This window comes from Tritonibacter aquimaris (assembly GCF_009617595.1).
In the GTDB taxonomy this organism is placed as follows: Bacteria; Pseudomonadota; Alphaproteobacteria; order Rhodobacterales; family Rhodobacteraceae; genus Epibacterium; species Epibacterium aquimaris.
Map to the genome: position 1 here is coordinate 33,009 of NZ_WIXK01000006.1, position 12,576 is coordinate 45,584.

A 12,576-nucleotide genomic window follows, 5' to 3' on the forward strand; every position below is an offset into this window, starting at 1 on the left:
TGTGCGGTTGTTGACCGGGATCAAGGGCAGGGCGTTCTGCCCTTTTGGTTTTGTGTTTTGACCTTTGACAGAAGTGACGTGGCGTCCTGTTTTAAGTTGACAAGTCAACAATGATCTACGACATGGAGGCGGTTGCTGCAGGTGCAGCATCCCCTTCTGGCATTTTGGACATGAGGCTTCGCCATGCGTTCTCCTATTTCGCTTTATGATATTCAGGGCATTCTTTTTGGCGTGCTGATGTGTGCGCTGGCGCTGCTGTTTCTGAAGTCTGCGGGTCTGGTCACGGGGCAGTTGGCCGGGTTGGCGCTGTTGCTGTCTTATGTGGTGGAGCTGAATTTCGGCGCGTTGTTTTTCCTGGTCAGCCTGCCGTTTTTTGCCCTGGCCTGGGTCAAGCGCGGCGCGGATTTCACCCTTCGCACCATCGCGGCGGTGAGCGGGATTTCGATTGTGGCACCGCAGCTGGCGCAGTTTATCCAGTTTGACGGGCTTGACCCATTTGTGGCCGCGGGGGTTGGTGGCGCGCTTGGCAGCATTGGGGTGATTGCGCTGTTTCGTCATGGGGCCTCGGCTGGGGGTGGCACCATTCTGGCACTGCTGGTTGAGCAGAAAACCGGCTTTAAGGCGGGGTGGTTTCAGCTGTGTGTGGATGCGGCGATTTTCCTTGGCGCGGCGTTTGTGCTGTCGTGGGAGCTGTTGAGTGTGTCTTTTCTGGGGGCGGCTGTGACCAATGTTTTGATCGCCTGGAACTTTGATGTGAGCCAGGCGCGACGGGGGGCTCCGGCCTGATCCGGCCCAAGGCCCTGTTGCGGGGCCTTGAAAACAAACAAAACTTTGCAGTCGACAGAATAACGAATCTCCGTTAGCGTTCTCGCCATGACACAGAACTTCGCCACCTTCTGGTATTTTTATTATCCGCGCCAACAGGCGGTCGGAGGATCTGTCGCGTTCTGAACTAACCAGAAAACGCAAATTCCACACCAAACCGCCTCGATAGCTCGCAGGCGGTTTTTTTTGTTTTCCGCCGCGTGGGCCCTCCTCCCAAAGGACAGCAAAATGACACAGCAAACCCAGGATCTGCGGATCACCGAAATGAAAGAACTGACCTCACCGCGTGAATTGATCAACGAAGTGCCCGCCTCGCCCGCAGCGCTCAATACCGTGCGCGCCGGGCGTGCGGCGATCCAGAACGTGCTGCATGGGCGCGACGACCGGCTGGTTGTGGTGGTGGGCCCGTGCTCGATCCATGATCCACATGCGGCGCTGGATTACGCCCGGCGTCTGGCGCCCTTGCGTGAGGCGCTGAAGGATCAGTTGGAAATTGTCATGCGGGTCTATTTCGAAAAGCCGCGCACCATTGGCGGCTGGAAAGGTCTGATCAACGATCCGGGTCTGGATGAAAGCTTCCGCATCAATGTGGGGCTGCATCGCGCGCGTCACCTGTGTGAAGAGATCAGCGCCCTTGGCCTGCCGGTGGGGACCGAGTTTCTGGATGCACATGTGCCGCAATACCTGTCGGATCTGGTGGCCTGGGCCGCCATTGGCGCGCGCACAACCGAAAGCCAGATTCACCGCGAAATGGCCTCGGGCCTCAGCTGTCCGGTTGGGTTCAAAAACGGCACCCGTGGCAATCTGCAAATCGCGATGGATGCGGTGCGCTCAGCCGCGCGGCCGCATCATTTCATGGCGCTGGCCCCATCGGGCAAAGCGGCAATTGCAGGCACGGCCGGAAATCCCGATTGCCATGTGATCCTGCGTGGCGGTGGCGGCACAAATTACGACGCCGATGCGATAGATGCGGCCTGCAGAATGGCGGAAAAAGACGGTATCCGCGGTCATGTGATGATTGATGCAAGCCATGCAAATTCGGACAAAGATCCAGAGAAACAGCCGGATGTCTTGGCAGATGTGGGTGGCCAGATCGCTGCAGGCGACAGCCGCATCACCGGCATCATGATCGAGAGCCATTTGGTGGCCGGGCGTCAGGATCTGCCCAAAGACGGCGATCTGTCCAAGCTGACCTACGGGCAGTCGATCACCGATGGCTGCCTGGGCTGGGACGCCACTGAGGTTGAACTGCGCAAGCTGGCACAGGCGGTTGAAACCCGCCGTGCGGCCCTGTCGCGGCTGGCGGGGTAAGACCTGTGAACTGAAGTTCTCTCCCTGTCCCCATTGATCAGGGGCATCTTGGGCGCGTCGTTTTCGGCGCGCTCTTTTTGTTGATTGGACGAGATGTGCCTGTGTGCCGCATCCTCAACTCATTTAGGGATTTGGATTTAGGAATGATTTTTATGGCCTCTGGAAGTTCAATTGTTGCAGCGCAAATGGAGCCGCAAGAGTTCGGTGTTTATTTCGGCGGAACGGTCTTGCCACCAAAGGAAGAGGCCCCTGAAGGGGGCTCTTGGGTGGCCAAACATGAAATGACCGGGTGGAGTGTCATCAAGACGCACGACACGACATTCGCGGATCGGTTCATCAAAGACAACGCAGAAGATTTTGATGGTCTCTTCCTCGCCTCTACGGTGCTTTATGACACCAACAAAAGCTGGCTGGCGAGTTACTACGACGGGGAATGTACTTGGTCAGTCACCCACGATGGTTCATCAGGGGACAAATACCACCTTGAGATTGACGGAGAACCGCCCAGCCTTTTGGATGCAATCCAAGGGGAATATCATGCTCTTGTGGATGCGCAGGATGATGGTGATCCGGTGGACTGGGGGCGGGAAATCCCTGATGCCTTGTTGGAAACACTTATTGGGATGGGCCATGATTTGGAACTGTGTGCACCCGAAGTGCTGGCCTATTACGAGCTAAGGCGCACGAAATAGCCGATTGATCGGGACGACTGTGAACTGGAGCTGCCGGACCGGTCCAAAGGCTTGAACATCCTGGATTTGATGAGCATATTCTCCAAGAGGTGACTTGGGGAGTTTGAATGTTTCGTAACTGTTTGACAGCGCTTACAATTGTTGTGCTGGGAGCCCTGCCTGTTCAGGCAGAAACGCGGGTGCCTGCGTCGCAGGCCGAAATCGCATTGGGCTTTGCGCCATTGGTCAAAGAGGCCGCGCCTGCGGTGGTCAATATCTATGCCAAGATCATCACCGAAGGCGAAAGCCGCCGCTCTCCGTTTATGGATGATCCGTTCTTTGATGATTTCTTTCGCGGCTTCAGCCAGCGCAGGCCACGGGTGCAGAACTCGCTGGGGTCTGGGGTGATCCTCTCGGACGATGGTTTTGTGGTGTCAAACTACCATGTGGTGGGCACCGCGTCCGAAATCCGGGTGGTGACCAATGACCGGCGGGAATTTAACGCCCGTGTGGTGCTGGCGGATAAATCTTCGGATCTGGCGATCCTGCAGCTTGATGACGCAGAGAACCTGCCGTTTCTGAACCTGCGCGACAGCGACCGGGTAGAAGTGGGAGAGCTGGCGCTGGCAATCGGCAACCCGTTTGGGGTGGGCCAGACCGTGAGTTCGGGCATTATTTCCGGCCTTGCGCGCACCGGCACCGCCTCGGGTGAAGGGCGCGGCTATTACATTCAGACCGATGCGCCGATCAACCCGGGCAATTCCGGTGGTGCGCTGATTGATGTGAACGGTGATCTTATTGGCATCAATACCCGCATTCTGAGCCGCTCTGGTGGCTCTAACGGTATTGGCTTTGCGATCCCGGCCAATCTGGCGCGCGAATTTATGCGTCAGGCGCGCGAAGGCTCTGAGGCGTTTCAGCGTCCCTGGGCGGGGATGACCGGTCAGCCGATGGATGCGGATTTGGCCGAAAGCCTGGGGTTGGGCCTGGTTGAAGGCATGATGATTTCCGATCTGCATCCCCAAAGCCCGTTTGCGCGCGCGGGATTTCAGGTGGGTGATGTGGTGACCCAAGTGGATGGGGAGCCGGTAAATTCCCCACCCGAGATGGTCTTTCGCATGACGGTGGCGGGGCTTGGCAATACCGCGATGTTCACCCGGCTGCGTGATGGCGCGGCAGAGAACATCGAGGTGGCGATGCGCCCGGCACCAAGCGATCCGCCAGCTGAGGCCTTGATCCTTGGGGAGCGCTCGATCTTTCCGGGGCTTGAACTGGCGCGGATCAACCCGGCGGTGGTTGCGGGCATGGGTTTGCCGTTTTCCGCCAAAGGTGTGGTTGTGACCGCGCCGGGGCGCTATGGCGCGCGTGCGGGGGTGCAGATGGGTGATATTATGGTCAAAGTGAACGGCCATGATATTGAGCGCCCCAAAGATGTGGAACGCGCGCTGCGCGAGAAAAGCCGCTGGATGCAGCTGGAGCTGATGCGGCGTGGGCAGCGGGTTGTGTTGCGCTTCCGCCTGTGATCCATGATGGTGGTGTATGACAGATCTTTTTGACAGCCCGCCCCCAAAAGGAATTGCCGCGCCAGAGCGCCCGGAACCGCCACGCCCCTTGGCGGATCGGCTGCGGCCGCAGTCGCTGGCTGAGGTGATCGGCCAGAGCCAGGTTTTGGGGGCAGAGGCACCTTTGGGCGTGATGCTGGCATCAGGTTCGCTGTCGTCGCTGATTTTCTGGGGTCCGCCCGGTGTGGGCAAAACCACCATCGCGCGGCTGCTGGCGCAGGAAACCGATCTGCATTTTGTGCAGATTTCTGCGATTTTCACCGGGGTGCCCGAGCTGCGCAAAGTGTTTGAAGCAGCCAAGATCCGACGCCAGAACGGTCAGGGCACATTGCTGTTTGTTGATGAGATCCACCGCTTTAACAAGGCGCAGCAGGATGGGTTTTTGCCCCATATGGAGGATGGCACCATTTTGCTGGTGGGGGCCACTACTGAGAACCCCTCGTTTGAGCTGAATGCGGCGGTGTTGTCGCGGGCGCAGGTCTTGGTGCTGGAGCGGTTGGAGGACGGAGATCTGGAGCATCTGGTGCAGCGTGCCGAAGGTGATCTGGGGCGGGCCTTACCGTTGAGCGCGGACGCACGTGCAGCCCTGCGCGAGATGGCCGATGGCGATGGGCGCGCGCTGCTTAATCTGATTGAACAGGTTGCGGCCTGGCGCACAGCGGCGGATCTGACGCGCGAAGAGCTCGCCAGCCGGTTGATGAAACGGGCGGCAAAATACGACAAATCCGGTGATGAACATTATAACCTCATATCTGCGCTGCATAAATCGGTGCGCGGATCAGATCCGGATGCGGCGCTGTATTGGTTTGCGCGCATGCTCGAAGGGGGTGAAGATCCGCGCTATCTGGCGCGCCGACTGACCCGGATGGCGGTGGAAGATATCGCCTTGGCGGATCCGCAGGCGCAGGCGGTCTGTCTGCAATCCTGGGAAACCTATGAGCGCCTTGGCAGCCCCGAAGGGGAGCTGGCGCTGGCGCAGGCGGTGGTTTATCTGGCGCTCGCGCCAAAAACCAACGCGCATTACATGGCCTATAAGGCGGCGCGGCGGCTTGCCAAACAAAGCGGCAGCGCGCCGCCGCCGAAACATATTCTCAATGCGCCAACCAAATTGATGGAAGCGCAGGGCTATGGCGCGGGCTACGCCTATGATCACAACGCCGAAGATGGGTTTTCCGGGCAAAATTATTTCCCCGACGGGATGGAACGGCCGGAATTGTACAAACCAGTGGAGCGCGGCTTTGAGCGTGAGCTGAAAAAGCGGCTTGAGTATTTCGAGCGTCTGCGGGCGCAGCGTAACGGGGATTGAGCGCCCTTTTAGGGCGCTGCCTCCGGCGGGAGTATTTGTAAAAAGGTGAAAGCGCGGGCGTTGCGACCCTGTCATTCGTGCCATGCACAGTGGAAACTTGACATCTGCGCCTGCCTGCGCGAAGGGGCGCTATGGTTTCAACAGTAGCATATGTAGCGCTTGGCGGCGCAATGGGCGCGGCGTGCCGTTATCTGACCGGTGTCGGGGTTGCGCGGCTCTTTGGGGTGACGGGATTTCCCCTGGGGGTTCTGAGCGTCAATATCTTTGGCTCCTTTTTGATGGGGGTCTTTGTTGTGCTGGCGGCGCAGCGCGGGCTGACCCATCTGTCGCCATTTGTGATGACGGGCATTCTGGGTGGTTTCACCACGTTTTCGGCGTTTTCGCTGGAGGCGGTGACTTTGGTGGAGCGGGGCGCGATTGGCCAGGCTGCGTTATATGTGGGGCTGTCGGTGGGCTGTTCGATTGTTGCGTTGTTTTTGGGACTGATGTTGGCACGAGGGGTGTTGTGAGATGAGCGGCGTACAGATGATTACCGTAAGCGAGGATGATAGCGGTCAGCGGATTGATCGCTGGCTGCGCCGTTTGTTTCCGCATGTGAACCAGGGCCGTATTGAAAAGATGTGCCGCAAGGGTGAGCTGCGTCTGGATGGGGGCCGGGTCAAGGCCAACAGCCGGGTCGAAGCGGGGCAGGTGGTGCGGGTGCCACCTTTGCCTGCAAGCGATCTGAAACCAGCGGCGCCGCGCGAAGCACGGGTGTCGGAGGCGGATGCCAAGATGATCCGCGGCTGTGTGATCTATAAAGATGACGCGGTGATTGCGATCAACAAACCAGCGGGCCTTGCAGTACAGGGCGGCAGCGGCACCAGTCGCCATGTGGATGGGCTGGCGGAGGCGCTGAAATTTGATCTGGATGAAAAGCCGCGCCTTGTGCACCGGCTTGATAAAGACACATCCGGCGTGTTGATCATGGCGCGCACGCGCTTGGCGGCGCAGGCGCTGACCGCAGCGTTTCGCCATCACGCAACGCGCAAGATTTACTGGGCGCTGGTGGCGGGCGTGCCGACGCCCTATCTGGGCGAAGTGAAATGTGGCCTGGTCAAAGCGCCGGGGCATGGGCGCAGCGGTGAAGGCGAAAAGATGATTGCGGTGCATCTGGATGATGTGAACAGCACGCCGGGGGCGAAACGCTCGCACACGCAATATGCCACGCTGTATCGGGTGGCGAGCCGTGCCTCATGGGTGGCAATGGAGCCGATCACCGGCCGCACCCACCAGCTGCGCGCGCATATGGCGGAAATTGGCCATCCGATTGCAGGCGACGGCAAATATGGCGGTTCTGGTCAGGAGAACCAGGGTGATGGCTGGGGCGCACAGATTGGTGGTGTGATCTCGAAGAAGCTGCATCTGCACTGCCGTCGCATGGCGTTTGAGCATCCGGTGACCAAGAAACACGTGTCGATCACCGCCGAGCTGCCAGAACATATGAAGGCGAGCTGGGATACCTTTGGCTGGAGTGAAGATCTGGCGGCCGAGGATCCGTTTGAAAGCCTGCGCTGATGGCAGAGCTGCATCTGGTTCTGTTTGATGTGGATGGCACGCTGGTGGACAGCCAGGGTGCAATTGTGGGCGCCATGAGCGCAGCCTTTGAGGCGCTGGATCTGGCAGTGCCTGCGCGTGGTGACATTCTATCCATTGTGGGGCTGTCACTGCCGCAGGCGGTGGCGCAGCTGGTGCCGGATCTGTCTGCTGCGCTGCAGGCGCGCATCGTTGAGGGCTATAAGACATCTTATAAGGCGGCGCGCGAGGCGGCCGGGCGTGGGCATTCGCCGCTCTATCCGGGTGCGCTTGAGGCTTTGGCGGCGCTGCATGCGGTGCCGGAATATTTGCTGGGGGTGGCCACCGGCAAATCGCAGCGGGGCTTGGATGCGTTGATTGATGCACATGAGCTGAGCTGTTTTGTCACCCGGCAGGTGGCGGATCATCATCCCTCCAAGCCGCACCCGTCGATGGTGATGACGGCAATGGCGGAAACCGGTGTTGCGCCGGAACGCACGGTGATGATTGGCGATACATCATATGACATTGATATGGGGCGCGCGGCAGGGGTGAAAACCATTGCGGTGAACTGGGGGTTCCATCCAGCAGAACGGCTGGGGGCGGATCATATTATCCGCGATTTTGCAGAACTGCCTGCGCTGTTGAACGAGATCTGGAAAGGCTGAAGACATGAGCGAGTGGAAGCAGAAACGATTCTGGAAAGAGGCCTGCGCCGTTGAAGAGGGCGAAGGCTTTGCGGTGGCGCTGGATGGGCGCAAGGTGAAGACACCCGCAAAAGCTGCGCTGATTGTGCCCACCCGTGCGATGGCTGATGCAATTGCGTCTGAGTGGGACGCGCAGGAAGAACATGTGAACCCCACCACCATGCCCTGCACCAAATCCGCCAATGCGGCGATTGATAAAGTTGCGCATCAGCACGGTGAAGTGGCTGACATGTTGGCAGAATATGGTGATTCGGATTTGCTGTGTTACCGCGCAGACAGCCCGGTGGAACTGGTGCAGCGACAGGCCGAGGTCTGGGATCCGGCACTGGATTGGGCGGCCAAACAGCTGAACGCACGCCTTGCGCCGCGGGCCGGGGTGCTGCATGCGCCGCAGGATTCTGCAGCATTGGCGCAGCTGCGCAGCCAAACCCATGCGTTTAACAACTTTGAATTGGCGGCGTTTCACGATCTTGTGTCCATGTCCGGCTCGCTTGTGCTTGGCTTTGCGGCAGCGCTGGGCTGGAAGCCCGCACAAGAGATTTGGGAGATCTCGCGTCTTGATGAAAAATGGCAAGAAGAACAATGGGGTAAAGATGATGAAGCCGCAGAGCTTGCAAGCCTGAAACAAGGTGAGTTCTTGCATGCCAAACGCTTCTTTGACCTCTCTCAAACCGTCATAAAAACATCATAAAACCCTTATTCCCCTGATTGGATTGCCTCGCTTCTGTACAGAGTACCGGCGCAAACATCGAAAATCTTGATAGCACTCTTGACGTTTGTTGATGATTGATCACACACTTAAATCGAACTTGGGTCTAAGCCTGGGTTCGATCTGATCTCATGTGGCAAACACCTGGGAAAAAACCGCCTCAAATGTGCGGAAAATCAGGAAGAGGTAAAAATGAAAAAAACCGTATTTTTTGGTGCCCTGACCGTAGCCGGTCTGGCAGCTGGTGCGGCCGCGGCAGCGACACTGGATGATGTAAAATCCCGTGGTAAGCTGAACTGTGGTGTGTCCACCGGTCTGGTCGGCTTCTCGGCACCGGATGCGAATGGGGAATGGCAAGGTTTTGACGTGGCTGTGTGCCGGGCTGTTGCAGCCGCGGTTCTGGGCGACGGCAATGCTGTTGAATTTGTGCCAACAACACCAAAGACACGCTTCACCGCGCTGGCTTCGGGTGAGATTGATATGCTTGCGCGTAACACCACCTGGACCTTCTCGCGTGATGTGGATCTGAAGCTCGAGTTCGTGGGCGTCAACTACTATGACGGTCAGGGCTTTATGGTGCCAAAAGAGCTGGGCGTCAGCTCTGCGACTGAACTGGACGGCGCCACCGTCTGCATTCAGACCGGCACCACCACCGAGCTGAACCTGGCGGATTTCTTCCGCGCCAATAACATCAGCTATGAGCCGGTGCCGATCGAAACCAACGCCGAAGCGCAGCAGCAGTATCTGGCTGGCGCATGCGACGTTTACACCACCGACGCATCCGGTCTGGCGGCAACCCGCGCCACTTTTGATGATCCAGGTGCACATGCGCTGCTGCCAGAAATCATCTCCAAAGAGCCGCTGGGTCCGCTGGTACGCCATGGCGACAACGCCTGGGCTGACATCGTACGCTGGTCGATGAACGCGCTGGTTGCTGCAGAAGAGCTGGGTGTGACCTCAGCGAACCTGAGCGAGATGGCTGCGGGCACCAAGAACCCTGAAATCAACCGTCTGCTGGGCACCGAAGGTACCCTGGGCGAGATGCTGGGTCTGGACGCAACCTGGGCGCAAAACGTGATTGCCGTTGGCGGCAACTACGGTGAGCTGTTTGCCAAAAACATCGGTGAAGACACACCGATTGGTCTGGCGCGTGGTCTGAACGCTCAGTGGACCGAAGGTGGTCTGCTGTACGCTCCGCCATTCCGTTAAGACACATGAGTCAGGGCGCGCATCCCGCGCCCTGACCACTAATAACAACGCATCAAAGCCGTTTTAGAGCCGGATCAACCGTGCCAGCAGGGCTTTGCATGTCTTGGGGATCACATTTTATGGCAACTCTCTCTGACCCGCCGAAGCAAAGCTTTCGGCTGTCGATGCTGATTTACGATACCCGCTATCGCTCCATGACCATTCAGGTCGTTGCGCTGATCAGCTTCTTGCTGATGTTTGGCTGGATCTTCAGCAATACCGCAGAAAACCTGGCGGCTCTGGGTAAAGAACCCAGTTTCAAGTTCCTGGGCGAGACTGCGGGATATGACATCAACCAGCGTCTGCTGGACTACGATTCACAAAATACCCATTTCCGCGCCGCGATCATTGGCCTGTTGAACACACTTCTGGTGGCGTTCCTGGGCTGTGTCACCGCAACGGTGCTGGGTGTTATCATTGGCGTGGCGCGCCTGTCGAAGAACTGGCTTATCGCCAAGCTGACCACGATCTATGTGGAAATCTTCCGCAATGTGCCGGTGCTTTTGTGGATTGTCTTTATCATGGCAATCCTGATCGAGACCTTACCGGCGCCACGGGCCTTCCGGGGTGAAAACCCAGACGCCACCATGTCGCTGTTTGATACCGTCGCGGTCACCAACCGGGGTGTTTATATCCCGGAGCCGCTGTTCAACAATTCGCTTGGCAACCTGTCGCTGTTTGGTGAAAGCAGCGCGCGTTTTGATGTGTCGCTGGATCTGATTGCGTTTCTGTTTGTGCTGGGGGCGTCGCTGTTTGTCTCCACCAAAATCCGCAAATGGGCAGACCAGAAGCAGGAAAACACCGGTATTCGCCCCACCATCTGGCATATCCGTGCCGCTGTGGTGATCCTGCCATCGGCCCTGTTGTTGGCAGTTCTGGGGTTTTACCTTGGCTATCCTGAGCTGAAGGGGTTCAACTTCAAGGGTGGCATTCACATGCGCAACTCCTTGATTGCCCTGTGGCTGGCGCTGTCGCTTTATACTGCGGCCTTTATCGCCGAAATCGTGCGGGCCGGTATTCTGGCGATCTCCAAAGGCCAGACCGAAGCCGCCGGTGCGCTGGGGATGCGCCCAAATCGTATCATGTCGCTGGTGATCCTGCCGCAGGCGCTGCGGGTGATCATTCCACCGTTGATTTCGAACTACCTGAACCTGACCAAGAACTCCTCGCTCGCGATTGCGGTGGGGTATATGGATCTGACGGGCACATTGATGGGCATCACCTTGAACCAGACCGGCCGTGAGCTGGAGACGGTTCTGCTGGGGATGATCATCTATCTGAGCATCAGCCTTTCGATCTCATTGGTCATGAACTGGTACAATGAACGTGTCAAACTGGTGGAGCGGTAATATGAGCGATGTATCTTTTGTTCGCACTGAAATGCTGCCACAGAAAGCGCCACCAGCCAGCACCGTAGGTTTGGTGGGCTGGCTGCGCGAAAACCTGTTTTCCAGCATTTCCAATTCAATCCTGTCCGTCGTGTCCGGGGCGTTTATCCTTTACGTGCTGGTCAACCTGCTGGGCTGGGTGATTTCACCCACCTGGGGGGCGGCCTCTTTGGCGGAATGCCGTACCATCCTGCATGATCTTGGCCGTGATGGGCACAATGGCGGCGCCTGTTGGGGCGTGATCCGGGATCGCTGGGAGCAGCTGTTGTTTGGCTTTTATCCCAATGGCAGCATTGAAGGGGTGCCAGATCTGCGCTGGCGTCCTGTATTGGCCTTTGTGCTTTTTGCTGTGGCGCTGGCTCCGGTGCTGTTTTCGGAACGTATGCCCAAGAAAATGATCTACTTTTCAATGGCGTACCCGTTCATCATGCCCTGGCTATTGTGGGGTGGAACCATCTGGGCGCCGCTGTCGGCCGCAGCTGGGTTTATCATCGGCTTTATCGTCTACAAGGCGCTTGAAGCGCAGTTCGGCGCGCTTGTTGGGCTTGTTGCTTCTGTCTTGGCGGCGGTAATCTGGTGGCTGTTTCTAGCCGCTGGTGTGGCTGGGCAACTGGGAGAGATCCTGCCCATTGGCCTGATGGATGTGGAATCGCGTGCCTTTGGCGGCATGATGCTGTCGCTGACCATTGGCGTGGTGGCGATTGCATGTTCGCTGCCGCTGGGCATCGTGCTGGCGCTGGGGCGTCAGTCGGATCTGTTGATTGTGAAATCGATCTGCGTCGGCTTTATTGAGTTCATCCGCGGCGTGCCGCTGATCACGCTGCTGTTTGTGGCCTCGACCCTGCTCAATATCTTTATGCCACCGGGCACCGATTTCGACATCATCATGCGGGTGATCATCATGGCAACGCTGTTCTCTGCGGCCTATATGGCCGAAGTGATCCGCGGCGGGCTCGCAGCCTTGCCCAAGGGCCAATATGAAGGGGCCGACAGTCTTGGCCTGAACTATTGGCAGGCGCAGCGGCTGATCATCATGCCGCAGGCGCTGAAGATCTCGATCCCGGGCATCGTGTCGACCTTTATCGGCCTGTTCAAAGACACCACGCTGGTGTCGGTGATCGGCCTGCTCGATCCATTGGGTCTGTCGACTGCTATCCGTGCTGATACCGCCTGGAACGGTCTGGTGTGGGAGCTTTATGGCTTTATCGCGCTGATGTTCTTTGTCTGCTGTTTCGGCATGTCCCGCTATTCCATGTATCTGGAGAAAAAGCTCCAGACTGGCCATCATTAAGGAG

General features: G+C 58.0%; 12 protein-coding genes. All 12 read left to right on the forward strand.

Annotated elements, in window-relative coordinates; translation table 11 throughout:
- The first annotated feature begins 183 nt into the window (after positions 1 to 183).
- Complete coding sequence (locus tag GG681_RS12595; RefSeq protein ID WP_153548383.1) at positions 184 to 786, forward strand: YitT family protein; 603 nt, start codon at positions 184 to 186, stop codon at positions 784 to 786.
- A gap of 267 nt (positions 787 to 1,053) precedes the next feature.
- Complete coding sequence (locus GG681_RS12600) at positions 1,054 to 2,136, forward strand: 3-deoxy-7-phosphoheptulonate synthase (protein WP_153548384.1); 1,083 nt, start codon at positions 1,054 to 1,056, stop codon at positions 2,134 to 2,136.
- Positions 2,137 to 2,279: 143 nt separating this feature from the next.
- Positions 2,280 to 2,828 (forward strand): hypothetical protein, encoded by a 549-nt coding sequence (locus tag GG681_RS12605; RefSeq protein WP_153548385.1) that lies wholly within the window; start codon positions 2,280 to 2,282, stop codon positions 2,826 to 2,828.
- A 107-nt stretch (positions 2,829 to 2,935) separates the two neighbouring features.
- Positions 2,936 to 4,330: a trypsin-like peptidase domain-containing protein gene (locus GG681_RS12610; protein WP_153548386.1), complete on the forward strand. Its 1,395-nt coding sequence runs from the start codon at positions 2,936 to 2,938 to the stop codon at positions 4,328 to 4,330.
- A gap of 16 nt (positions 4,331 to 4,346) precedes the next feature.
- Positions 4,347 to 5,675: a replication-associated recombination protein A gene (locus GG681_RS12615; protein ID WP_153548387.1), complete on the forward strand. Its 1,329-nt coding sequence runs from the start codon at positions 4,347 to 4,349 to the stop codon at positions 5,673 to 5,675.
- 131 nt (positions 5,676 to 5,806) lie between these two features.
- Positions 5,807 to 6,184, forward strand: coding sequence for a fluoride efflux transporter CrcB (crcB, locus tag GG681_RS12620; protein WP_153548388.1), 378 nt, complete (start codon positions 5,807 to 5,809; stop codon positions 6,182 to 6,184).
- 1 nt (position 6,185) lies between these two features.
- Positions 6,186 to 7,232, forward strand: coding sequence for an RluA family pseudouridine synthase (locus tag GG681_RS12625; RefSeq protein ID WP_153548389.1), 1,047 nt, complete (start codon positions 6,186 to 6,188; stop codon positions 7,230 to 7,232).
- Complete coding sequence (locus GG681_RS12630; RefSeq protein ID WP_153548390.1) at positions 7,229 to 7,897, forward strand: HAD-IA family hydrolase; 669 nt, start codon at positions 7,229 to 7,231, stop codon at positions 7,895 to 7,897. The genes GG681_RS12625 and GG681_RS12630 overlap by 4 nt, the downstream gene beginning before the upstream one ends.
- Before the next feature lie 4 nt (positions 7,898 to 7,901).
- Complete coding sequence (locus GG681_RS12635; RefSeq protein ID WP_153548391.1) at positions 7,902 to 8,627, forward strand: ATP12 family chaperone protein; 726 nt, start codon at positions 7,902 to 7,904, stop codon at positions 8,625 to 8,627.
- Positions 8,628 to 8,837: 210 nt separating this feature from the next.
- A complete protein-coding gene (locus tag GG681_RS12640; protein WP_153548392.1) occupies positions 8,838 to 9,854 on the forward strand; it encodes an amino acid ABC transporter substrate-binding protein in 1,017 nt (338 codons plus the stop codon).
- A 119-nt stretch (positions 9,855 to 9,973) separates the two neighbouring features.
- Positions 9,974 to 11,242: an amino acid ABC transporter permease gene (locus GG681_RS12645; protein ID WP_153548393.1), complete on the forward strand. Its 1,269-nt coding sequence runs from the start codon at positions 9,974 to 9,976 to the stop codon at positions 11,240 to 11,242.
- Position 11,243: 1 nt separating this feature from the next.
- Entirely contained in the window at positions 11,244 to 12,572 is a 1,329-nt protein-coding gene (locus tag GG681_RS12650; RefSeq protein ID WP_153548394.1) for an amino acid ABC transporter permease, read from the forward strand.
- Positions 12,573 to 12,576: the final 4 nt, after the last annotated feature.